The 25615-nt window shown below is 33.4% G+C and carries 20 protein-coding genes; 18 read left to right on the forward strand and 2 right to left on the reverse strand.

Annotated elements, in window-relative coordinates:
• Window positions 1–25: 25 nt before the first annotated feature.
• The 11 genes from A8L32_RS21660 to A8L32_RS21710 all read left to right on the forward strand — a co-directional run bounded on the left by A8L32_RS21660 (window position 26) and on the right by A8L32_RS21710 (window position 14430).
• Window positions 26–1366 (forward strand): MBOAT family O-acyltransferase, encoded by a 1341-nt coding sequence (locus tag A8L32_RS21660; protein ID WP_158027277.1) that lies wholly within the window; start codon window positions 26–28, stop codon window positions 1364–1366.
• Window positions 1367–1370: 4 nt separating this feature from the next.
• Window positions 1371–2396, forward strand: coding sequence for a hypothetical protein (locus A8L32_RS21665; RefSeq protein ID WP_066633224.1), 1026 nt, complete (start codon window positions 1371–1373; stop codon window positions 2394–2396).
• Complete coding sequence (locus A8L32_RS21670) at window positions 2381–3112, forward strand: SGNH/GDSL hydrolase family protein (protein WP_066633227.1); 732 nt, start codon at window positions 2381–2383, stop codon at window positions 3110–3112. The genes A8L32_RS21665 and A8L32_RS21670 overlap by 16 nt, the downstream gene beginning before the upstream one ends.
• A 44-nt stretch (window positions 3113–3156) precedes the next feature.
• Window positions 3157–3711 carry a serine O-acetyltransferase gene (locus tag A8L32_RS21675; protein WP_066633230.1) on the forward strand — a complete coding sequence of 185 codons (555 nt, stop codon included), beginning with the start codon at window positions 3157–3159 and terminating at the stop codon, window positions 3709–3711.
• A 301-nt stretch (window positions 3712–4012) separates the two neighbouring features.
• Window positions 4013–7180 (forward strand): hypothetical protein, encoded by a 3168-nt coding sequence (locus A8L32_RS21680; RefSeq protein WP_066633233.1) that lies wholly within the window; start codon window positions 4013–4015, stop codon window positions 7178–7180.
• 69 nt (window positions 7181–7249) lie between these two features.
• Window positions 7250–8104 carry a hypothetical protein gene (locus A8L32_RS21685; protein WP_066633287.1) on the forward strand — a complete coding sequence of 285 codons (855 nt, stop codon included), beginning with the start codon at window positions 7250–7252 and terminating at the stop codon, window positions 8102–8104.
• Window positions 8105–8307: 203 nt separating this feature from the next.
• Entirely contained in the window at window positions 8308–8544 is a 237-nt protein-coding gene (locus A8L32_RS21690; RefSeq protein WP_083631456.1) for an acyl carrier protein, read from the forward strand.
• 50 nt (window positions 8545–8594) lie between these two features.
• Window positions 8595–10568 (forward strand): asparagine synthase (glutamine-hydrolyzing), encoded by a 1974-nt coding sequence (gene asnB, locus A8L32_RS21695; RefSeq protein ID WP_066633237.1) that lies wholly within the window; start codon window positions 8595–8597, stop codon window positions 10566–10568.
• Between the two features lie 7 nt (window positions 10569–10575).
• A complete protein-coding gene (nadE, locus tag A8L32_RS21700) occupies window positions 10576–11589 on the forward strand; it encodes an NAD(+) synthase (protein ID WP_066633239.1) in 1014 nt (337 codons plus the stop codon).
• Between the two features lie 94 nt (window positions 11590–11683).
• Entirely contained in the window at window positions 11684–13141 is a 1458-nt protein-coding gene (locus A8L32_RS21705; protein WP_066633241.1) for a class I adenylate-forming enzyme family protein, read from the forward strand.
• Window positions 13142–13293: 152 nt separating this feature from the next.
• A complete protein-coding gene (locus A8L32_RS21710; protein WP_066633243.1) occupies window positions 13294–14430 on the forward strand; it encodes a sugar transferase in 1137 nt (378 codons plus the stop codon).
• Between the two features lie 2 nt (window positions 14431–14432).
• On the opposite strand, the gene A8L32_RS21715 is transcribed toward A8L32_RS21710, so the two are convergent.
• Window positions 14433–14948, reverse strand: coding sequence for a nitroreductase family protein (locus A8L32_RS21715; RefSeq protein WP_066633245.1), 516 nt, complete (start codon window positions 14946–14948; stop codon window positions 14433–14435).
• Between the two features lie 208 nt (window positions 14949–15156).
• Here A8L32_RS21715 and A8L32_RS21720 point away from each other — a divergent pair, with 208 nt between their 5' ends.
• From A8L32_RS21720 to A8L32_RS21750, 7 genes are all read left to right on the forward strand, one after another.
• The gene (locus tag A8L32_RS21720) at window positions 15157–15804 is read left to right on the forward strand and encodes a YdcF family protein (RefSeq protein WP_158027278.1); all 648 of its coding nucleotides are present in this window, start codon (window positions 15157–15159) and stop codon (window positions 15802–15804) included.
• A gap of 85 nt (window positions 15805–15889) precedes the next feature.
• Window positions 15890–17869 carry a peptidase U32 family protein gene (locus A8L32_RS21725; protein ID WP_066633249.1) on the forward strand — a complete coding sequence of 660 codons (1980 nt, stop codon included), beginning with the start codon at window positions 15890–15892 and terminating at the stop codon, window positions 17867–17869.
• A 458-nt stretch (window positions 17870–18327) separates the two neighbouring features.
• On the forward strand, window positions 18328–20460 hold the full coding sequence (locus A8L32_RS21730) for a TonB-dependent receptor (protein WP_066633251.1): 2133 nt from the start codon (window positions 18328–18330) through the stop codon (window positions 20458–20460).
• A 33-nt stretch (window positions 20461–20493) separates the two neighbouring features.
• A complete protein-coding gene (locus A8L32_RS21735) occupies window positions 20494–21141 on the forward strand; it encodes a hypothetical protein (RefSeq protein ID WP_066633254.1) in 648 nt (215 codons plus the stop codon).
• A gap of 1 nt (window position 21142) precedes the next feature.
• Entirely contained in the window at window positions 21143–22204 is a 1062-nt protein-coding gene (locus A8L32_RS21740; RefSeq protein ID WP_066633256.1) for a sensor histidine kinase, read from the forward strand.
• Between the two features lie 188 nt (window positions 22205–22392).
• A complete protein-coding gene (locus tag A8L32_RS21745) occupies window positions 22393–23160 on the forward strand; it encodes a LytR/AlgR family response regulator transcription factor (RefSeq protein ID WP_066633258.1) in 768 nt (255 codons plus the stop codon).
• Between the two features lie 147 nt (window positions 23161–23307).
• Window positions 23308–24429, forward strand: a complete 1122-nt coding sequence (locus A8L32_RS21750; RefSeq protein WP_066633260.1) for a hypothetical protein — start codon at window positions 23308–23310, stop codon at window positions 24427–24429.
• A 131-nt stretch (window positions 24430–24560) separates the two neighbouring features.
• On the opposite strand, the gene rpe is transcribed toward A8L32_RS21750, so the two are convergent.
• Window positions 24561–25241, reverse strand: a complete 681-nt coding sequence (rpe, locus tag A8L32_RS21755) for a ribulose-phosphate 3-epimerase (protein ID WP_066633263.1) — start codon at window positions 25239–25241, stop codon at window positions 24561–24563.
• Window positions 25242–25615 lie beyond the last annotated feature (374 nt).

Here is a 25615-nt window from a genome sequence, read left to right on the forward strand (position 1 = left end):
TAAGAGGGGTAGGAACCTTTGGTTAGTGTTTTGTAGTTATTTCTTTTATGGATATTGGGATTGGAGATTTTGTTCATTATTAGCGATATCCACTATTGTTGATTATTTCATAGGCATCCTAATAAGTAAAGAGAATCGTAAACCTACAAGAAAACTATTACTAATAATAAGTTTGAGTGCTAATTTGGGTATTCTAGGCTTTTTTAAATATTTTAATTTTTTTGTTGATAGCTTTAGTTCATTAGTTGAAGGGTATGGTTATAATTTAGATTATTTACATATTAATATTATACTCCCAGTTGGAATAAGTTTTTATACATTCCAAACATTATCTTACACAATTGATGTTTATAAAAAACAACTGACCGCAACAAATAATTTCATAGACTTTGCTTTATATGTATCTTTTTTTCCTCAGCTTGTCGCCGGGCCGATTGAAAGAGCTACAAACCTAATACCGCAAGTCTCAAGGGTAAATGGGGCAACGAAGAATCAGATTTACGATGGGGTTGTGTTAATTGTTTATGGACTATTTAAAAAAGTATTAATTGGGGATGCGTCCGGAAGGTATGTTGATCATATTTTTTCTCATATGGACAGATACTCGTCTTGGGAACTGTTGTCAGCTACACTACTATTCTCGATTCAAATATATGCAGACTTTTCTGGCTATTCTAATATTGCAAGAGGTACAGCTAAACTTTTTGGTTTTGAATTAATGAAAAATTTTAATCAACCGTACCTATCAAAAAATATAACAGAGTTTTGGAGACGATGGCATATTTCTTTATCGGGTTGGCTAAGGGATTATTTATACATTCCATTAGGTGGTAACCGAAGGGGAAGATACCGAACCTACATTAATCTAATGCTAACTATGTTGTTAGGTGGATTATGGCATGGGGCTAGTTGGAATTTTGTTATATGGGGCGGAATGCATGGTTTTTATTTGGCGGTACATAAAATAATCGTATCTTTTTATAAAACACCCTTCATTAATGTCCAGAAAAGTAAGTTCATAAATGGTATTAATGGCTTTGTTAGTATTATTGCAACTTATTTTCTAGTTAATCTAACCTGGTTTTTCTTTAGAGTTAATAATATAAGCTCTGTTAGCGAATACTATAAAATATTGTCTAATTGGAATTGGGGTAATTATCCTCATAGGTTTTTAACAATTGTATTGGGTTTTGTAGGAATCACATTTTTATTTGATCTCCTTGAATATAAGAGTCGTAGTCATGTTTTTCTAGGTCAATTGCCTAATAAATATATTTCATATGGTGTTATGTTTGTTATGTTTATGTTAGTTTCTTTTTATATGATTAATTCGCAACCTCTTCCATTTATTTATTTTCAATTTTAATGAGATGAAAAATATTAAAAAGTTAATATCTTTTATAATAGGAGTAGTTGTTGCTTTATTACTATTGGAAGGATACTATCAAGTTGTAGAAATTCAGTTACCATATCATAGATTAACAAAGGAGTTAGGTAAGTCAATGAACCCTTCGAAAAGAATATCAATATTTAAAGAAGGATTTTATTTAGGTCAAGTAAATCAATTTGGATACTTGGGTTATCCTTATCCTCCTTATAAGGATGATAATTCAATAAGAATAGGGGTTATTGGAGATTCTCATACAGAAGGTTTTCATATGTTTGAAGATTATCATTTCACCCAATTACTGGAAGAAAGAAGTAATAATTATTTAGATAATAGAAAAGTTGAGGTGCTTAATTTTGGGGTAGGTAATTATAATTATAACGATATGATAATTTTATATAAAAATCTGGCCTCTAAGTTTAATTGCGATTACTATATTTTTGTGGTAGAACCTAAAGATTTCAGTTTTCGTAATAATTTTGTGCCATCTCCAATATTAGCCTATAAAGATAGTTTAGTAATAGACTATTCTTTTGTAAATAAAAATATGTATAAATTGTACAATAGCCTAAGTTTCATTTTTGAAAAAAGTTGTATTGTAAAGTCAATGAATAATGCTTACAAACTCTCAAAAAGAGACAAATTTAAAAGTATTATTTTTGATAAGTTTTACCAACCTAAAGTAGATGCTGTAGACTCTATTATCTATAAGAAAAAAGAGATTGGTATAGATACTAGAATTACTAGGTCTTTTGATTGGTTAGGTAAATTGAATACTTTTTTTATTTTTAAGAAGGAAATTACGCCAAATATCAAGGAACTTTTGGATACAGCAAGAGTTAATTATAGTTGTGTATATCAGGATTTACTAAATGTAGGAGAAACTCAAAGAGACTACTATTATTGGGATGTAACTAATACGTATGGACATTGGAATTATGAAGCCCAAGAAGTGGTTTCAAATCATATTTTTAATGTATTAAGAAATAAGGGATGTTTGAAAAATTAAAAAAAAATATTTTAATTATCGGAATAAGTGTTTTTTTAATTGGTGTATTCGTTTTTTATTTAATACTACTCTCATACAAGAATCAAAACTTAGAAAAAATAGAGTATGGCGTTAACGATATTGTTGTATATCCGAAAGGTTATAACCATATGGTATTAATTGGTGATTCGAGAGCTAAAGATTGGCATAATTCTTTTTCTGAAAATATCAATTACATTAATCTTGGAGTAAATGGTCAAACAAGCATCGAAACACTTCAAAGTTTTAAGTATAATGTTGATCATGGCTTTAAACCCCAAAGTGTTATTCTACAGGTGGGGATTAATGATCTTAAATGTATAGGTTTCGAGAGGGATATAGATATTACTAAAGTATGTATTAATAATATTAGTGAAATTATTAGAATATGTACTTCAAATGATATTGAAATAATTTATACTTCCATATTTCCAGTAGGTAAACCAGAATTTGTTAGAAAATGTTTTTTATGGGATGATATTACGCGTTATAGAATATTAGAAGTAAATTGTGAGATGAAAAAAATAGTAGCAGAAATTGATAATGCATATTATTTTGATTCATATCTTTTGTTGAAAGATATGAATGATCAACACCAAATATGCCAAGATTATTCTAGGGACTTTCTTCATCTAAACACAGAAGGTTATAAATTATTATCTGTATCATTCGAGAATTTTTACTTAAGTAAGTACTAATACTATTTCAAATTTATAACTATTAATGTTCTAAACATGCTAATATGATTCAGACAAAGAAAGATTATAAAGACTATTTAGAAGCAGATAGAGTAGCTCTAGGTATAAATAGAGGAATTAGAACAAGAATTAAGCAAATTATTGCGCCACATTATATTTGGCAGTTTCAAAAGAAACTTCGGAAATTAGAATATTATAAAAACTGTAGGAAAGATATTTGGGGTAAAATTAGGTGCGAGTTTTTAAGATTAAGTTTTAAAAAAATATCCGTAAAATTAGGTTTTTCAATTCCAATAAATGTTTTTGGTTCAGGACTTGCTATTGTTCATTACGGAACTATTGTAGTAAATAAAGCAGCCAAAGTTGGGGAAAATTGCAGGATCCATGCTTGCACTAATATCGGGGCATCCGCAGGAAAAAAAGAAGCTCCCAAAATTGGTAATAATGTGTATATAGGACCTGGTGCGAAAATCTATGGAGATATCATGATTGGTAATAATGTTGCTATAGGGGCTAATTCAACCGTAAATAAGACTTTCGAAGAGGATTATATTTTAATTGCGGGGTCTCCAGCAAAGAAAATAAAGGACATCTCTTAATTTTACAGGTTATTTTTTTTTAGTAAACGAATTCTATATATTTGTAATCTTCCTTTTTTTTAAAGTTTACCTAGAACTTATTAATGTATAATATAAGGTTGTTTTAATATCATGAATATTTCTTATTCGGGATATCTGACTGAACAAATTTTCCTTTGCTATATATTGACTGCATTCACTATTTTATAATAGCATATTATAAAAAATGACATTGTAATAATACTTTACTTGTATTTTTTAGATAAATTTATAAAAATATTAGTTGTGTAGAAGCGTTATTCTAAAACTTAAAATTCGAATTATGAATAGTTCTTGCCTTAAAATATTGTTAATTCTTTTGTTATCTTGGTTTTATGTATTTAGTAATGGTCAAAAAATATTTCCCAATGCTATGGGATATGGCTCAGACTCTAGAGGAGCTTATGCAGGAGGTGTAACTCCCAAAATCCTGATTGTTGATACAATGCATGCTGGTGAATTAAAAACTTCGGAGAATTCAGGATCGTTTGAGTGGTGCGTAAAGCAAAACTATCCTAGAATTGTTGTTTTTAAAGTTGGCGGAGTAATCGATTATACTAATACTAACCAACGAACCATGTTTATTAATAATCCATATTTAAATGTTTATGGTCAAACAGCACCCTACCCTGGCGTTACAATTAATTCTTGTTCTATTTTTATTCGTGCTAATGATATGCTATTTCAGCACATAGCAGTTCGTTATGGAGATGCACCTAAAATTGATGGTTCCTATGAAGTACAAGATTGCCTTACTATTACTGAAAATGGGTATAATGTAGTTATTGATCATTGTAGTTTCTCATGGTCTCAAGATGAAATAGTTGGAAATTATGGTAATAATACAACATTTTCTAACTGCTTAATGTATGAACCTTTACATTACTCATTACATGCCGACGAGTATGGCGTACATCATCCTGAACCACATGGATACGGTCCGCTAATTTCTATTTATGGAAGATTTGCATTCCTTAGAAATTTTCTTGGATGGACAACTAATCGTAATCCCCGACTTTCTGTAACAAACTTTGTTAATATTAATAACTACGTATATTCTAATTCTTATTATGGGCCTGATGTATCAGGAAGCAAAGGTGATATTAAGGGAGTATTTATTGGTAATGTTAATCGCCCTACAGAGGGGATAAACCATTACTTAACTGAGTATTCCACTTATATTAGGAGTAATGTGTCGTCTTCTTCAATAATATATTTTGAGGATAATGATTGTTTGCGGAAGTTAAAAGGATATTCAGAGAAAGATTGTGTTCGTGCGGATGCAGGACCATCTAGGGTTAATGATATTTATGCTACAGACATTAAAAGTACAGGGATGGACATGACAGGAATAAGAGTTATGCCTTCTAATGAAGTAAAGCAATATGTAATAGATAGCGTCGGGGCAAGATATTGGGACCGAGAAGATTGTGATAGGCGCGCCATAAATAACTTTATTAATGGGACGCAAGATTTTATTAATTCTCAGGATCCGTTGCCTGCTAGAGCATATAATGAATATATGTATGATGGTTGGGAGACCAAGGATGGTAACATGGAAAATGGATATAATTTTGCTAATAATCCTATTTCGTTTACTATAAATGAAAAACAAATAACATTAAATTCAAATTTAACAAGCCAAAAACAGGTTTTAGATGCTATTAATGCTCAAGTTCCAGCTGGAGTAGAAGCAATCGATCATCCTCATACTCAGAGTTACCATTTGGTTATTCAATCGAAAGAGGTTGGCAGTTTAGCGAAAATTAATGTCCAAGGGGATGATTTAAGAGTGTTTGGTATTTACCCTAACGAATATGTTGGTAGTGATGGAATAGGTGGCTTTCCTAGCTATTCAACGGTAACAAACGAACACTTTCAGCTACCATCTAAACCACATGAAGATGATAATAACAACGGGTATACAAATATTGAAGAGTGGGTATTTAACATTGATAAAGATTTATGTAGTACTTTAAAAGTTAACCATGAGATTAAAGAAGCGGATAGTGGTGAAAACAATGGTACCATAAAATTAAATGTAACGGGGGGTACTCCGCCATATTCTTATAAATGGTCTGATATAACTGATAATACGGAACAACGTACAGGTTTATCTGTGGGATTATATAGTGTTGTTGTTACAGATCAATCTGGTTGTACTATAGAGAAATCAATTACGATTAGTGAATTAGCAGACCCATGCGTTAACTTTTCTTTATCAGTAAATAAAACTGACTGCAACCAAGGAGAATCAAATGGAGAGATTAGTTTATCTGGAACTAATGGGAAAGAACCATATGTATATGATTGGTCCGATATTGATGATGATATTGCAACTAGAATAAATCTTAATCCAGGTAAATATGATGTAATTGTAACGGACAACAATAACTGTTTTATAGAAAAAAATATTACGATTGCGCAGATCGCAGATCCCTGTATTGACTTTGACGCAGGTGTAAGTAGTATTAACTGTAACGAAGGAGAGTCTAATGGCTCTATAAGTATTTCTTGTTCAGGTGGAAAGGAGCCCTATAGCTATAAATGGACAGATTTTAATGAAAGTGTTGCAAATCGAGAAAACTTAAATCCTGGTGATTATAATGTTACAATCTCAGATTTAAATGGTTGTATTATAGAAAGGAATATTGTAATTGCTCAAATTGATGATCCTTGTATTGATTTTTCAGTTGCTATTAATACAACAGAGTGTAATGAAGGAGAATCTAATGGGGCAATAAACTTAATTTGTTCTGGAGGAACTGAACCGTACTCATATAAATGGGATGATGTAACAGATAATGTTAGCTATCGTTCATCTTTATTAGATGGAAATTACAGCGTCCTTATCATCGATGAAAAAGGTTGTAAATTGAATAAAGGAATTGTTGTAAATAAAATTGTTAAACCAGCTGATGAACTTAATAGAATTGATATCGTATCTTATTCTAACTCTACGAATAGAGAAGTTAAGATGGTATACAAAAGTGAAAAGGATGTAGTTGTTGATGTAACTGTATTAGATTCTAGTGATAAGGTCGTTCAGAATTTTAAGCAAGCAGCAGTAAACGGTGTTGATAATATAATTATTATTGATTTATTAGAAGAAGAAGATGGTGAATATAAGATTGTACTAGAGGATGAAAATGGTGCTAAGGCAAGTTCATTTATAACCAAGGAACCAAAAGAAGTATTGCTTGAGTTATTAAAATACTTTCCATCTCCAACTGCAGGCCTAGTTGCAGTTGAATATAAAGTTTCAAAGAATAGAACTGTTTATTTTAGAGTTTTGGATGAATTGGGTCAGGAGTTATTAAACTTTACTAAAGAAGCTAAGGCAGGCACTAATAAAGCAATGATAGATTTTAAAGAATTTGAAAATGGTATTTATACTGTTTTATTTTCAAGCGAATTGATTATAGTTAAGTTTGAAATAACAAAACAATAGAATGGTCAAAAGAGTAATGATTTATCTATGGTTGAATGGTTGTATATGTTTGAAATTAAACATGATAAAATGAAAAGTATTGCAGGGGTATTAACATTTTTTTTAATTGTTGCTATGTTGTTTTCATGCAAGCATAATGGATATAAGGATAAAATTAAGAGAGTAAATAAGAAGGATGTTAATGTATTATTCTTGCATCACAGTACAGGAAAGTATATTTATAGAGGAGGCCTAATAGGTAAGGAATCTGCAGTCAAAAAATGGTTTGAGAGTTATAATGAAGGAGCCGATTCGAAAATAAATTTTGTGGAGGAAATTTTTCCTAAAAGGGCAAAATATAAGTTTCAAACCGCTTATGGATGGAATAATTATCCTTACGACTATTTTAATATATGGGTTAAGAATGGCGATAAAAAAGAGTTTGTGAAGGAACCTACTTTAAAATTGTTGGCACCTTTATGGGATGTTATCGTTTTAAAACATTGTTTTCCTGTATGTGAAATAGGGGAAGATCTGGAAGTAAATATAAATTCGGAATACAAATGTATAGGGAATTATAAGTTACAATATGAAGCGATAAAAAAGGAAATGCACAAATATCCTAATACAAAGTTTATAGTGTGGACGGGTGCTGCATTAACGAAAGAAAACTCTAACGAAAATCAATCAATGAGAGCAAAAGAGTTTTTCTATTGGGTAAAAAATGAATGGGCAAGTGACCTAGATAACATATATGTATGGGATTTCTTTGATCTGGAAACGGAAGGTGGGATATATCTGTTGGATAAATATGCTAAAGCACCTAACGATTCACATCCGAATAAGGAGTTCTCTGCAAAGGTGGTGCCGTTATTTTGTAATAGAGTTGTTGATGTGGTTTTTAATAAAGGTAAAAACACTAATATATTAGGAGAGAATAAATAGTGTTTATTTTAGGGCAATGTTTATTAATGGTATAGTATATACATCCTTTCGTCAATAAATTTAGATTCTTCAACAATAATATGTTTTGTTTTTTATTATATAACGTATTTTTAAGCTTTAAGTAAGATACTGATGAAGGTTATTTAAATCATTATGTATTTTATAGATATGTTTAGAATTAGAACTTAAATAATATGGTAACGATGAAGGAACAGATTAAAAATTTTATTGCTGAAACAACATTTATTGATGCTTCAACAATTAATGATGATACGCTAATCTTTGATGAAGGAATTTTTGATTCTATGGGATTATTAAGTCTTATAAGTTTTATTGAGGAAGAATATGGAGTTGTGGCGGAAGATACAGAATTGCAAGAGGATAATTTTGGAAGTGTTGAACGCATAGCTGCTTTTGTTGAAAAGAAGAAAGCTGCCTAATTTTGTTTGAACATAAATTGTGATAAGAGTGAAAACTTAATAGAGATATTGTGTGTGGAATAGCAGGTTTTATACCGAAACAAGTCAATTTTGACCGTCAATGTATTTTAAATTCCATGTTAACTCGTATTCACCATCGTGGACCAGATGAATGTGGTATTTATCTGTCGGATGACTTATGTATGGGTAACGTTAGGTTAAGTATTATTGATTTAAAATCGGGTCAGCAACCTTTATCAACAGCTGACGGACGCTACTGGATTGCATATAATGGTGAAGTTTTTAATTATCCTGAATTAAAGAAGAAACTGGAAGCTAAAGGTCATTCCTTTAAAACAAATTGTGATACCGAAATTGTACTCCATATGTATGAAGAGTATGGGGTTAAATGTTTGGAGCAATTGAATGGTCAGTTTGCATTTTCCATATGGGATTCGTTTAATAAGGAGTTGTTTTTAGCCAGAGATAGAATGGGCATTAGGCCTCTTTATTATTCAAATTCAACTTCCTCTTTTGTTTATGCATCTGAGATTAAGTCAATATTTGAATATCCTGAAGTTGAAAGAAAGTTGGATGCCGAAGGGTTGAGTCAGGTATTTACTTTCTGGACTTCTCAATCGCCCCAAACCGCCTTTGAAGGTATCTCAGAGTTACCACCAGGACATTATGCTATTTTAAAAAATGGCAATCTAAATATAAAGCCTTATTGGCAGTTATCCTTTGATAAACCAGTAGACATTAGTCTAGGAGATGCTGTGGATCAGTTTCGCGAATTATTCAAGGACTCCTTGTCTTTACGTATGCGTGCAGATGTTCCTGTAGCTGCATACTTAAGTGGAGGTATTGATTCAACTAGTACAACTGCTTTTATTAAGCAGATGTTTCCTGAAGCTTTAAATACCTTCTCTATTGGATTTGAAGAGAAAGACTTTGATGAGTCTATTTTTCAAACTGAAGTGGCTAATTATTTTGATACTAAACATCATTCAGTTTCATTTAATAATTCGGATGTAGTTGATTTATTTGAGAAAGTAATTTGGCATACTGAGATACCTGTGTTAAGAACTGCTCCATTTCCTATGTATAAGCTGTCTAAGTTGGTTCGAGATAGTGGAATTAAGGTGGTTATTACAGGAGAAGGAGCTGATGAAATGTTAGGTGGTTACAATATCTTTAAGGAAGTATTGATACGACATTTTTGGGCGAAATTTCCTAATTCAAAAATTCGTCCTTTATTACTAAAAAAGCTATACCCTTATTTGCCTCAAATAAATGATGCGGGTACGAGTGTATTAAAGATGTTTTTTGGTTATAAGTTATCTGAAACTGATTCATCCGTTTATTCTCACTTATTAAGATGGAACAATACAAGTAGAATAAATGGCTTGCTTTCCAACGATTATAAAGAGCAACTTAATGGTTCGGATTGGGTGGCAAATTATGCTAATAGAATTAGTCCTATTGTAGAAAACTACTCTCCAATTGCAAAGGCTCAGTATATAGAATCAAATGTTTTTATGTCAGGGTATTTGCTATCGTCACAAGGAGATAGAGTTGCGATGGGGAATTCGGTTGAAGGTAGATACCCATTTCTTGATCATCGTATTGTCGAGTTTTGTTCTAAACTACCTGATCATTTAAAAATATCAGGCTTGGATGAAAAATACTTGCTTAAGCAAGTCGTTAAGGATGTTATTCCAAATTCGGTATTAAAAAGACCGAAACAAGCTTATAGAGCTCCTATTGCTCAAGCATTATTGAATGACAAATCTGGCTTTGTAAATGATTATTTATCAGAAGGAAAGATTAAGGATTCAGGTATTTTTGATACGGGTAACACATTAAAACTTACAAAAAAGTTACGTAATAATCCAAATTCTAACGAAATGGATAATATGGCTTTAATGGGAATGTTATCTACACAAATATTAAATGATTTATACATTAAAAACTTCAGGCAATTGAAGGAGAATGAAATAAATTCGGGAAGAGTGATGAATAATTATTATTCTAAAAAAAATTAAAAGAATTATGAAATTAGAACGCAAACCTTTTTCAAAAGATATTCTTCATCTTGATAATGTGGATGAAGTAATTGATGAAATTTGCCAACAACTACGTGAAGATGTCTATAAAAAATTTCGTCGTTATGGAGGCGTTATTGGAATAAGTGGTGGAATTGATTCTTCTGCAACATTAGCTATTGCTGTTAAGGCTTTTGGAGCTGATAAGTTACTTGGTATTATGCTTCCAGAAACGGATTCTAGTCCTGACAGTGAGGAGCTTGCTAGAGAGTTAGCAAATAAGTTTGGAGTTAATAGTATTGTTGAGAACATCAGTGGAGCCTTAAATGGTTTTGGATGTTATGTAAGAAGAGATGATGCTGTAAAAAGTGTAATTCCAGAATTTAATCCCGAAGTGGATAAAATGAAGGTGATAATTCCTCAGGAATTTGTAAATAAGAATATGCCACCAGTTCACTATGCAGCTGTCATTTTTGAAGATGGATCAGAAAAACAAGCCAGACTTCCAATGAAAGAGTATTTGCAAATTGTTGCAGCATCTAACTTTAAGCAACGTTGTCGAGCTAATATGTTATATTTCCATGCAGAAGCATTGAATTATGCTGTATTGGGTACGCCAAATAAACATGAAGTTCAACAAGGATTCTTTGTTAAGTATGGAGATGGAGCTGCAGATGTAATGCCAATTGGAAACTTATATAAGACTCAAGTGTATCAAATAGCTAGACACTTGGGAGTTCCAGAGGGTATTTTGCAAAGAACACCTACAACAGATACTTATACTGCAGAGCAGACTCAGGAAGAGTTTTTCTACCAAATGCCATTTGAAAAAATGGATTTATTATGGTACGGTTGGGAGAATGATTATTCAGCAGAAGAAGTTGCAAAGGTAATGGAAATGACCCCTGAACAGGTGGAAAAAATTTACAAAAATTTTGCTCGTAAAAAGAAAACAACAGAGTATTTACGAACTCCTCCATTACACCACTATTGTTTAAAAGGAGAAAAAACAGAGCAATAGACTTGCAAGCTGTTATAACTAACATAAGCACTCTGAGACTTTTGTTTCGGAGTGTTTTTGTTTAAAATAGGCATAAATCTTTAATGTTGTAACCATGAATTGCATAGATTTTTTATTACCAAAAGAAATAAATAAAGAGGAGGTTTTTATACTTGGTAAAAGAGAGGAACTTACCTTTTCTGATTTAAAACAACAGGTTTCTTCGTTGTCATCTTATTTGAAATCTGAGTTTGGTGTTGGTAAAAAGATGTTACTGTTATCTCCAAATACGAATTTCTTTATCATTACTTATTTAGCAATAATGAAGTCTGGTAATGTGGTTATACCATTAAATCCTGCTACGGAAGAGGATGCTTTAATTTATATTAAAGAACAAACAGATGTGCAGCTTTCTTTTATTCCTCAATTATTGCAGAATAGGATAAGGGTCGATTTAGGAAAAGTTATTGGAGAACAAGACGTTCAGCAAGTGGTTGAAAATAAACCTAAAGAGTATAGTGTTCATGACGGGTTTGATGGAAATAGTCTTGCTCAAATTATTTATACTTCTGGTTCTACGGCCATGCCTAAAGGGGTAATGATTTCGCATAACAATATTATAGCAAATACTACTTCTATAATAGACTATTTGAACCTAACTTCTATTGATATTATGGAATGTGTGCTTCCTTTTTTCTATTGTTATGGCTTATCATTATTACATACTCACCTTCGGGTAAAAGGAAAGATGGTTTTAAATAATAATTTTATATTTATTGGTTCTGTTATTGATGACCTTAAGAAATATAAATGTACAGGATTTGCTGGTGTTCCAAGTCATTTTCAAATATTACTTAGGAAATCTGATTCCTTTAAAACGTCAAAATTTCCTGATTTAAGATATGTTACTCAAGCGGGAGGAAAGTTACATACCGTTTTTATTGAAGAATTTACAAAAGCCTTACCAAGTACTAAATTTATTGTTATGTATGGACAAACAGAGGCGACAGCTAGATTGTCATATTTACCATACGAAAGGTTAACAGACAAATTAGGGTCGGTTGGAAAAGGAATTCCAGGAGTCGAGTTAATGGTAGTAAATAATGAAGGGGAGAAAATCAAATCAGGAGAAGTAGGTGAGATTATTGCAAAAGGTGAAAATGTAATGCTTGGGTATTATAAGGATGATAAAACTACATCTGAAACGATAAAAGACGGATGGTTATATACGGGAGACCTAGCTACAATTGATGGTGATGGTTTTATTTATCATTCAGCCAGAAAGAAAGAAATTATTAAGGTGGGTGGGAAAAGGGTCAGCCCTAAGGAAATTGAAGAGGTTATTGTATCTATGCCAGGAGTAATAGATTGCACTATTAGTGCGGTGGAGGATGAAATTCTAGGGGAGGCAATAAAAGCCGTTTTGGTTCGGAATGAGTCAGAAAGAGGACTAGGAAGTCATGAGGTTAGAGAGTTCTGTAGTACCAAACTAGCTAATCACAAAATTCCAACGTTAATTGAGTTCACGGCTAAGATGGACGTAAATGCAGCGGGTAAAAAAGTAAAGAAGTAAATTGAATACTTTATTCTTCCCAGTTCTAGAGTGATTTGATTTACCTAAATGAGAATGCAGTTGTCATATTTTTGGGGTTGTTGGTGGAATTATTGTTTCTTCTTTTATAATACGAACGTACATTTGAAGGTATATATAAATAGACTATACATATGGACTCAATAGGTACAACATTAGATAACCTACAGGATGCAGGTGTAGCCGAAGTTATGGTGGAGCAAGAAGTCGTAGGGAGTTTAATAAAACAAGATAATAGCAAAGAAAATTTGCTTCAGAATATTGATATAAATGTTTATGAGTATATTTCTCAGCATATAATACCTGAAAGAGAAGGTGTCATGGTCTTAGATGCAAACTCATCAACAGATTTTGATCAATACGATTTTTCGAAAATAACAGGGCTTATCAATCTTAGGCAAATAAATAACAGTAGATTTATTAATCGATTTTTAATTAAGGTTAATAGGTCATTACCTGATGCTGGTATTTTTATTGGTTGTGTGGAAACGGTACGATATAAAAAAAGGAAACATTTTGAGAAAGGAAAAAATTTCTTAAAATTACTGACTTGGTTGTTTATATTTATAATTCATAGGGTCTCACCTAAAACAAAATATCTACAAAAGATATATTTTGGCTTAACTAAAGGGCGATATCGTTGGGTTACCATGGCGGAAGCCTTAGGTAGAATTGTAAGTTGTGGATTTGAGATAATTGAGTATAAGGAGGTAAATGGAAAACTGTACTTTGTAGTGATGAAAACAGCTGAACCTGACTTTAGTAAAAAGCCATCATTTGGTCCTCTTTTCCCAATGAATAGAGTCGGTAAAGGAGGTGAAATGATAAAGGTTTATAAATTTAGAACTATGCATCCTTATGCGGAATACTTACAAGGTTTTGTAGTTAAACTAAATGGTTATAACGAAGTTGGTAAACCTGCCAATGATTTTAGGTTAGCAGGTTGGGGACAAATATTTAGAAAGTATTGGTTAGATGAATTGCCTCAATTATATAACCTTCTTAAAGGTGATTTAGGTGTAGTAGGTGTTCGTCCTTTGAGTAAGACTCGTTTTAATGAATTGCCTAAAGAAGTTCAAGAAATGAGGGTTAAGTTTAAGCCAGGTTGTATTCCGCCATATGTAGCTTTAAATATGCCCGACTCAGATGGTAATATCGAAGCCGAGCGCATTTATATGGAAGAAAGGTTAAAAAATGGTTTTCGTACGGATATTAAGTACTTCTTTTTAGCAGTATATAATATTCTAACGGGTAAGATAACCAGCTCTTAACTTTACCACTTATTAAAACTGAGGATATCATAGATATCCTTTCTTTTTTTCTCGGGAGCTTTAATTTCTATAGGGTATCCAATAGCTAGTATAGCTATAGGTTCCCAATTCTCGGGAGAAGGAATAACTTGCTTGACTATTGCTGGATTAAAATGACAAACCCAACAGGTTCCAAGTCCTAATTCTGTTGCTATAAGTGTCATGTGATCTAATGCAATGGCAATGTCAATATCACAGTGGTCTTTCTTATCAAAAGACCTTTTCCAAGATAATTCATGATTTCCATATGCAATAATCAGGTTTGGAACCTTGCTAAACCAATCCCTATCATAAGCAGGTTTTAACCGATTCAATATTTCTTGGTTGTCAATAGCTACAAACCTCCTAGGTTGCTTATTCGCAGCAGAAGGAGCCAAACGTCCTGCATTAACTACTTGCTTAATTAATGTCTGGTCTACTTTATTTTCGTGATATTCTCTTACTGAATATCTAGATCTCATGAGCTCTTTAAAATGCATAGTTTTTCACTTTTAATTACTTTAAATATATCAAATGTTCTTTGTATTTTTCGTGTCAAATAAAATTTTAGAAAATGTCTAAATAGAGCCCATGTTTTTCATCCTCTCCAAATTATTATCCTTTTTTCTATCCCCAGTATGGTGGATTACTGTTTTGTTATTGTTGTATTTGATATTAAAGCGATATAAAAAAAGAAGAGTCTTTTTAATGCTTTCTGTCGGAATACTACTTGTGTTTTCTAACTCCTTACTGTTTTATCATGTAAGTGCATGGTGGGAGGGAGATTTGCAGAATAATAATGAAATTGGACATTACGATGGAGTCATTTTGTTAGGAGGATTTTCTAGTTATCAAGAAAATCAGGAACGCATTATTTTTAATGGAAGTTCTGATAGGTTATTGCAAGCAATTAACTTATATAAGATAGGAAAGGCTGACCGCTTTATTTTTGCAGGAGGTTCGGCTAGTGTTATTGTTCGGGAAAAAGGAGAAGGTGAGTATATGGGAGATTTTCTTAGTACTCTTGGAATATCTAAGGATAGTATTTTAGTAGAAGCAAAATCCAGAAATACTCACGAAAATGCACAAGAAACCATGAAGGTTTTAAAGGATGCATATTTAGAAAAGGGCAATTACCTGTTGGTTACCTCAGGCTTTCATATGAAGCGAGCCATGGGCTGTTTTAAAAAGGAAGGCATTCAAGTTACTCCCTACTCAACAGACTTACTAAGGGGTAATTTGCCACCTGAAATATGGGAAGTATTTACTCCTTCTGCAACAGCACTAGCTACTTGGGAACGTTTATTTAGGGAATGGGTAGGGTATGTTGTGTATAAGATAAAAGGCTATGTGTAAAAGTACATAGTGTATGGTATATCCTATTTACTGCCAACTTTTTTTCTACTTTTGCAAAATCAATTATCACACAGAATAATACTAGATGGATTTTAAACCAGAGTTGTTGATTCCTGCAGGAAATATTGAGGCGTTTCATGCTGCAGTTGAAGGAGGGGCAGACGCTATATTTTTAGGATTAAAGCAGTTTAATGCGCGAGGACGTGCCGTAAATTTTTCTAACCCTCAGTTAATAACCATGCTTGATATAGCAGGTAAAAAGGGAGTGAAAATATACGTTACGCTAAACACGGTAATTAAAAATCACGAAATATCGGAGCTGTTAGATGTCTTGAATTTTCTTTCGCAGACAGCTGTTAGTGCAGTTATTATTCAGGATTGGGGTATTTGGTATTTGGCCAAAACGTTTTTTCCTGATTTGGTTATTCATGCGAGTACACAAATGGCCAACCATAACTCAATTGGTGCCAATTTCTCGAAGAAAGCAAAGATTGAAAGAGTTATTTTAGCCAGAGAATTAACCTATCCTGAACTCACAGAAATCATGAAAAAGGCGGAGGGCGAAATAGAAATATTTGTTCACGGAGCCTTGTGTTATTCCTTTTCTGGATTGTGTTTGTTTAGTAGTTATTTGGGTGGTAAGGGCGCAAATCGCGGACAGTGCACGCAGCCGTGTCGTAGGGTGTTTAATGATAATGGTAAAAAACATGCCATCTTTTCGTTAAAGGATAATCAGCAGATTAAGTTGGTGCCCGACTTTACTAAAATGAAAGTAGCCTCACTAAAAATTGAAGGAAGAATGAAGTCGGCAGCTTATGTGCATCGCGTGGCTCAAGCATACCGCATGGTTATCGATCATCCTGAAAAGATTAAAGAGGCGGAAGAATTACTGAAATGGGATTTTGGTCGTGAAAAAACCGACTATTTTATGGGCGGTAAAGTGAAGGGAGCTATCTCTGATAATACCAATAATGGTATATTTATGGGTACGGTTAAGAAGTTGAGCGATGAAGGTTTTTGGGTAAGACCGAAGTTAGATTTGGAGCGTGGTCAGCAATTGCGTGTTGTTAATAAAGTAGGCGAGTCGGTATCTGTTAAGGTAAAAGAGTTTGCCGAAGAAAATGGCACTTACCACGTGCATACCTCAAAAGCAATTAGAAAAAATGATGATGTTTATTTAATTGGATTGCCTTCGAAAAATTTTCCGAATAAATTTGAAGATTTAAAACACCAAAGCATTAAGCCGATAAGTGGTGCCTATAAACGAAAAATTAGGAAAAGGATAGATATAACGAATGAGAAAAGCAATAGAGCTGAGTTTTATGTACGTATAGATAATTTGGACTGGTTACGTAAACTTCGCGTAGATGACTTTAAAGGGATATTTTTAGATATCACGAAAAATGATTGGAAAAAAATTCCGTTTGATAGTCCATTCTTTAAAAAGAATTTATTCCGTTTCTACGTGGAGTTACCTGGTTTTGTAGCCGAGACCAATGTGGAAGAATTGTTGAAAGATATTAAATGGTTGCATCGCAAAGGAATGAAAAACTTTGTATTGAGTCATCTTTCGCAGTTGGATATGATACCTAAGGGATGTAATGTAGTTACAAATGAAAGGGTTTATATATATAACGATGCGGCCATTAATGGTATCAAATCGTTTAGTGTAAAGCAAGTAACATATCCAATAGAAAACGATTTTGAAAATTTGCAAAAGGGTACTTCGCGTGATGGAATTTTGCCGGTATACTCTAATCCCGAATTGTTTTTTGCACGTATGCCAGTTGAGGTATTTAATCGTGAAAACGAATTTAAGGATAATACAGAAAACGAATTTACGCGTTATGTGCGTAATGGAATGACTTCTGTTTATTCAAAAACTCCAGTTGCTTTAATGCAATATGCTACTCTGCTCAAAAAAGAAGGTTTCTTTAGATTCTTGTTCGATTTAAGAACTGAGGCCCCTTCGAAACATTTGCCTACTAAATTATTTAAAAAGTTTAAAGCATCCGAGCAATTACAGCCATCGACAACCTTTAATTTTAAGAAAGGCTTGAGTTAGGAGAGAGTCGAAAGTTATAAAGAACTGAGTAAACTAAACTAATATAAACCTTGCAGGTCTCAATGACTTGTAAGGTTTTTTTGTCTCAAATTTTATCAATAAAGTTAGCCCCAAATATCTAAAATCTAATGGTTTCATCTTTAGAGTTGGCTCCACGAATTCCCAGCCAAAAAGGAAGCCGTGGAGAAACCTCCATAGCTTTCCTCGACAATGAAATGACATTTAGAGTTATCTCCATTAGCTCGTGTGTAAGAAATCAGGTTTTGGAGATGTCTAAGGGCTTTCACTTTCTAAAAAGTTGCTTTGGGAGTTACCTTCAAAGCCCCAATCATGGACTTCTGACACCAACTCTTAGCCTATATTCCCATTCGTCTTAAAAAAACAACCATTCGGTAACACTCTTTTTCATTTTGATGGCTTAGTCCGCACTTTTGAAGTGTCAATTAAATAGAAACAGAATGAAAACGATACTTACTTTACTCATATTTTTTATAACAACATCTGCCATTGCTCAAATTGTAGTTTCTGGCAAGGTATGCGATAAAAACGGAGAAGCATTGGTTGGTGTTAATATCTATTTTAAGGATACTTATGATGGAACCATTACTGATTTTAATGGTGATTTTGAGGCCGAAACGCAGAATGAAAACGCAGTTTTAATCGCTCAATTTGTAGGTTATGAAACCTACGAGAAAGCTATCCCTTCGCATAAGGATACTCTTAATATTGTTTTAAAGGATGATATGCAAAGTATCGAAGGGGTAACGGTAACAGCAGGAACTTTTGCCGCTGGAGATAAGCATAAAGCTTCGGTAATGAAATCGCTTGATATATATACTACGGCAGGTTCCTTGGGGAATATAACAGGAGCTTTAAATTCTTTGCCAGGTACTCAACAAGCCAATGATGATGGGCGTTTATTGGTGCGTGGTGGTGCAGCTTACGAAACCAAAACGGTTATTGATGGCGTGCTAGCTGGAAAACCTTATTTTTCTAAAGTGCCTGATGCGCCTACCAGAAGCCGTTTTTCGCCTTCTTTGTTTTCTGGTATGATGTTTAGTACGGGCGGTTATTCCGCAGAATACGGACAGGCATTATCGTCGGTGTTGGTTTTGGAGAGCAATGATTTATATACGGAGGATGTTATTTCGCTTTCGTTAATGAGTATTGGTACAGAGTTGAACGTGACGGAAATCTGGAAAAACAATTCGCTTTCTATAACGGGTAGTTACATCAATATGGCACCTTATTATAACGTCATCAATACTAAGTATGATTGGGAAAAACCCACCGAGTCAGGTAGCGGAAGCATCATTTATCGTCATAAAACCAAGAAAAATGGAATGCTGAAGACCTATTTTACGGGTGACGGTAGTCATGTTCGGTTTCTAAATGATGCGGGAGTGGATGACCTACAGTACGTGACAGAATCTTTGAACCAAAACTACTATGGTAATGTAACTTTTCGTCAGCCTATCGGAGATAAAACATCTTTAAAGCTGGGAGGCTCTGCTACACTCGATAATCCTGATATTATTTATCACAGCCAGCACATCAAAAATAATGAGCTTAACGCAGAAGTGCGTGCTATGCTTGTGTACGATGTTAAAGATGGTCTGAAAATAAGATATGGAGCGAGTACTACTTTAACGGATTATCAACAGAACTATCAAGCTCATCCCGATTCATCAACGCATGATTTGGCTTATCAGGATTACCTGACAGGTGTATTTGCAGAGGCTCAAATTCAGGTTTCTAAAAACTTGGCCATGTCAACGGGGGTTAGATATGAATATTCTTCCTTATTGGATAAAAGTAGCTTGGCACCTCGTTTAGGTATTGCTTTTGCTACAGGAAAGCATAGTCAAGTATCCGCCTCATATGGTCATTTTTACCAGAATCCACAAAGTGATGAATTAAAGTTTACTTCAATACTAGACTTTGAAAAAGCAGAGCATTATATACTAGGTTATCAAACAGGAAAAACGGATGAGAAGTTTTTTAGGGTAGAATCGTATTATAAAAAGTATAAAAACCTGGTAAAGTATGATGGTCAGGCTGCTTATTTGCCTAGTTATTATAGCAACGAAGGCAGTGGTGATGCTTATGGTGTTGACGTGTTTTGGAGAGATAATGAGTCGGTCAAATTTTTAGAATACTGGTTGTCGTATTCGTATATTGATACCCATCGCGAGTATAAAAGCTTCGATTTTAAGGCTCAGCCATCCTTTGTATCCAATCATAATTTTTCGGCAGTAGCTAAATATTGGATTTCGGCTATTCATTGCCAGGTAGGAGCTACATACTGGTTGGCTAGTGGTAGAAACTGGTACGAAAATACCCCAGATGGAAAAATTACGCATCAAGCAGACTTAAGTAATGAGCTGAATGTAAACCTCAGTTATATCACTCAATTTTTTGGTAATCGCACCATTATTCATTTTTCCTTATCCAATGCATTGGGAAATAATAATGTGTATGCTTATCGCCCAGGACCTATACGAAATACGGATGGAAGCCAGGTATACTTGCCACAGTCAAACGATGTTAAACAATTCGCCTTTTTAGGAATATTTATAACTTTAAATTAATTACCGATATTGTCGGTACAAATTCTAATTACAATGAAAAATACAGTCATTACATTAGCAACAGTTTTAATTTTTATTTCCATTTTCGAATTCAGTGTTTCTGCATCTAATTACCATGATGTGATGAAACAGAATATCGAAAAAATGTACAAAGTAAAAACCGTGGAAGAACTAGCCTCTATTTCGGGTACGTTTTATCGTGTGTCTGAAAAGGAAAAAGCAGAATGGTTGCCTTTATATTATGCTTCTTACTCTTTGGTAAGAGTTGCTTTTTTCACTAAAGATGCGAATGTTATTCACCAATATTTAGATACTGCGCAAGGCTATTTAGACCAGTTGAAAAAGCAGCAACCGAAGGAGTCGGAAGTATTTGCGCTTCAGGGATTGTTGTATTCTATGCGAATTACCAGCATGTCAAAAGGCATGAAATACTCTATGCTATCGAACGAAGAATTGGATAAGGCACAAGTGCTAAATGATAAGAATCCGCGTATTTATTATTGTCGAGGAAATAATGTTTTTCATACGCCATCAATGTTTGGAGGCGGAAAATCGAAAGCTAAACCTATTTATGAAAAAGCAGCCAGTTTATTTAAAGAAGATACATCAAAAATTGACTTTTGGCCAACTTGGGATAGTCAGCATAATAATGAAATGTTAAAGCAGTGCAAAGAAGACTAATATGGCTGAAGTAAAAAGAGTAAGCGAAAAGATGAACCTAAAAAAGTTAATCACTATAGGTTTTATTTGCATCGTTATAGGAACGCTTTCGAGGCTATTTTTAGGAGGTAAACTAGATGGTGATATAAGTTCATGGTTATATAATGTCGGTTATTCTTTAATGATTGGTTATGGTTTGTTTGCCAATGGTTATGTAATTGCTTTGGTTGAAAAACGATGGTTATCCTGGATTAAAAGACCCGTTAAAAGTGTGTTGATTGCATTTGTAATAACCACCATATATTCAACCTTAGTTATTTTATTCACCAATTGGTTTTGGTATTCGCTCATCATGGGAGTAGCTTGGGATAAGTTTTTAGTTTACGGTAAAGCTATACTTATACTGGAGTATGTAGTGCTTTATCTGATTACCTTATTTTTTTATGCCAGAGCTTTTTTTGCTGAATGGCGCAGATCGATTCTAGCCGAAGAGAAACTGAAACAGGAGGCTATTTCCTTACAATATAAAGTATTGAGTAATCAGGTTAATCCGCATTTTCTTTTCAATAGTTTAAATGTATTAAACTCATTAATCAAGATAGATGCAGATAGGGCCGAAAGCTTTGTCAACAAACTTTCGGGCTTTTACCGAAACCTATTATCCTTTAGAGGTAAGGAAATAATTTCGGTAGAGGATGAGGTGAGTTTCGTTCAGCAATATCTCGATTTACAGCAAGTTCGCTTTGGTGACAATATTGTGACTAAAATGGACTTAAACGGAGCAAAGCAGCATCAAATAATACCTATGACTTTGCAGTTGCTAGTGGAGAACGCTATTAAACACAATCAGATTAACAAGGAGAACCCTTTAGAAATTAAAATATTTGCAGCAGATAAGTATTTAGTGGTAGAAAATAATTTTATGCCATACCAAAGTCCTGTGGATGGAGAAAAGTTGGGGCTTCATAGTTTAAAGGAACGTTATAGTTTTTTAACGGATAACCCCATGGAGGTAGAAGTTAAGGATGATAAATTTGTGGTAAGAGTGCCATTGCTGATTTTCGAACTTGATGATGAGGTTTAACTAGAGTCTGTTTATAAAGTCGATATTTTTAGAGTTTTCAATATAAAGTTCAAATGTAAGGCTTGTGAGGTCATAATAAACCAAGGAGTTTTCTTTTCGTAATTGACTGTTTTTATGACAGGTATAACGAAGTAGTTGACTTTATATACGAAAGCTATCTAGAACGCTAAAAAGAAGAGTAAATAAGAATGGATGTACTAATAATTGAAGATGAGCCTTTAGCGGCTGAGCATCTTACTGCTTTAGTTAAAGCTTGTGATAGTGAGATAAATATTGTAGAAACCTTGGATTCGGTGGCTAGTGCTGAGAATTGGTTGAAAACAAATGTACATCCTTCGCTTATTTTTATGGATGTGCATTTGGGAGATGGTATTTGTTTCGAAATTTTTAAACGAGTAAGTATATCGTCCTTTATTATTTTTACTACGGCCTACGACCAATACGCTTTACAGGCTTTTAAAGTTAATAGTGTAGATTATTTATTAAAACCACTTAATCAGGAAATGTTATGCACAGCGCTCGACAAGTATAAAAGCTTTGCTTCTAATGAGACGATAAATCAGGTAACGCCTGATATTAATAAACTAATTGATGCCATACAGAATAAAACAACTAATTACAAAGAGCGATTTGTAGTAAAAGTAGGAACTCATATTCGTCCGGTAAAAGTGGATGAAATAGCCTGTTTTTACAGTATGGAAAAGGCCACTTATTTACATACCAAATCAGGGAAAAACTATCTGGTGGATTATGCCTTAGATAAGTTGATAGATTTGCTCAATCCAGAAAACTTCTTTCGAATAAGTAGAAAGCACATTGTATCCTTAAATGCCATTGAAGATGTGATTTCTGTTGGGCCATCACGAATAAAAGTAAAAATACAGACCTTTCAAGAAGATGAGTTGGTAGTTTCTAGGGATAAAATAAAACCATTTAAAGCATGGTTAGAAGGCTGAGCAATACCAAGTGTTGCATACTATTGTAGTCGGATAGGATTAGAGCCTGATATTCAATTGCTCATATTCAATATATAAAGCTTATTGCATTTGTATAATAAACATTACTTTTTTTGATTATTTTCGTAGCAAATTCAATCATCAGATATGAGTATTCAAATAGTAGAGGTATTAAATCAGAGTCAGAGAAAGAAGTTTGTAGACTTTCCATATCAATTATATAAAAGCAATAAGTATTGGGTTCCTCCTATGAAAGGAGACGAACTTGGGGCTATTACTCCTGAAAAAAATCCAGCGTACGATTTTTGTAGAGCTAAATTTTGGTTGGCTTATCAAGATGGAAAAATAGTGGGTAGAATTGGAGCCATAGTTAATGATTTATGGATTGATAAAATAGGCGAGAAGATTGGTCGAATTACCCGCATCGAATTCATCGATAATTTTGAGGTAGTAAAGTCCTTATTTGAAGTAGCCGAAAATTGGCTAAACGAGCAAGGAATGGTGGGTGTGATGGGTCCGCTGGGTTTTTCAAACTTAGACCATTCAGGTGTACTCATCGAAGGTTTTGATAGAATTCCATGTATGGCTAGTGATTACCATTGGGATTATTACCAAGGTCATATTGAGAAATTAGGATATGTAAAAGAGCGCGATTGGTTAGAGTTTAGAATTACTTTTCCTGATGAAATGCCTGCAAAAGCTCTTAAAGTAGCGGAGATGATAAAAAAACGTTACGGATTAAAAATACTAAACTTTAATAAGAGCAGTGAACTTGAACCATATCGAGAAATGATTTTTAAGGTTTTTAATGATGCTTTTGTTGGTTTGTTTGGAACTTTTAGGTTGCCAGATAGATTAGTGAAGTTTTACATTGATAAATTCTTTCCTGCCATTAATCCTCGTTTTGTAAAGGTTATGTTGGATAAAGAAGATCAGTTAGCTGGCTTTTTAGTGGCATTACCTTCTTTATCAGAAGCATTACAAAAAGCTAAAGGAAAGCTTCTTCCATTTGGTTGGTGGCATTTGAAAAAGGCGCTTGAAAAACCAAAAGAAATGGATTTGATGCTTACTGGGGTAAAACCTGAGTTACAAAAAATGGGTGGAGTTTCATTGTTAATGAATGAACTTTGGAATACAGCTAATGATGCAGGTATTAAATTTGTAGAAACAACAGGTATGCTAGAAGACAATAAAGTAGCTATTCAGTTGTGGAAGTCGTTCGATCACATTCAGCATAAGCGTAAACGTTGTTATAAAAAGATGTTCTAGATGGCTATTATTAGCTTATTAAAGGAGATATTATTAAATAAACAAAAAAACGCTGGCAATGCCAGCGTTTTTTGTTTCAGTATATTGGTTTATAATGGTTGTATTAAAATAAATTTCTATAGTTTAAATCTTTATTTAATAGCAGATAAAGGTGGTTCAGGTAAAAAGTGCTTTAACTCTTTTACCGCCTGTATAGGGTTTGGTGCATTAAAAACAGCACTTCCTGCTACCAATACATCAGCACCAGCATTAATTAATTGCTGAGCGTTGGCAATGGTAACTCCGCCATCAACCTGAATTAATGCTCTACTTCCTTTTTTCTCAATTAAATTTCTTAGCTCCGAAAGTTTTTTAAAGGTATTCTCAATAAACTTCTGTCCACCAAAACCTGGGTTAACTGACATCAGTAGAACCAAGTCCACTTCTTTAATAATCTCTTCTAATAAAAATATAGGAGTATGCGGATTTAACGTGACGCCAGCTTGCATTCCCTCTTTTTTAATAGCATCTATGGTTCTGTGCAAGTGTGTGCAAGCTTCGTAATGAACGTTTAGTAAATCTGCGCCAGCGTTTTTAAAATCTGTAATATATTTATCTGGCTCAACAATCATTAGGTGCACATCAAAAGGTTTGTCAATATGCGGACGCAATGATTTAATAATCGGTAGGCCAAAAGAAATATTAGGCACAAAGACACCATCCATTATATCCAGGTGCAGCCAGTCGGCTTCACTCTTATTAATTATTTCAATTTGAGATTCCATTTTACTGAAATCAGCAGCCAATAGCGATGGTGCAATTAAATGGTTCATCTTTGCAAAAATGTTAATGGTCTATAACGAATATTGCATACACGCAACTTCGCTCTAATTAAAGAACAAGGCTAAAGTGTATAAAATGTTTGATACGGACTGTAAATTATAGTTGTATTTTTCCCGTGGCAAAAGTAATAAGTATTCGTTAATCCCACAATATTGATGAAGATTACCCTTAAATATTAATTTAAGATAAAACTGGCATGGCCAGAGCAAATTAATTGGACACACCTGAGTGTGAATAAAATTGGTGTTACCCTCCTGATTCTGTTATGTTTTAAACATACCTTCCAAAGGATCTATATTTATACACTTTCGTATTTTTCTTCAATAGCGTCCTAAACTATTTTTTTAATGTTCCTAATGTCTTG

Origin of the sequence: Labilibacter marinus, assembly GCF_001659685.2 — a bacterium.
In the GTDB taxonomy this organism is placed as follows: Bacteria; Bacteroidota; Bacteroidia; order Bacteroidales; family Marinilabiliaceae; genus Saccharicrinis; species Saccharicrinis marinus.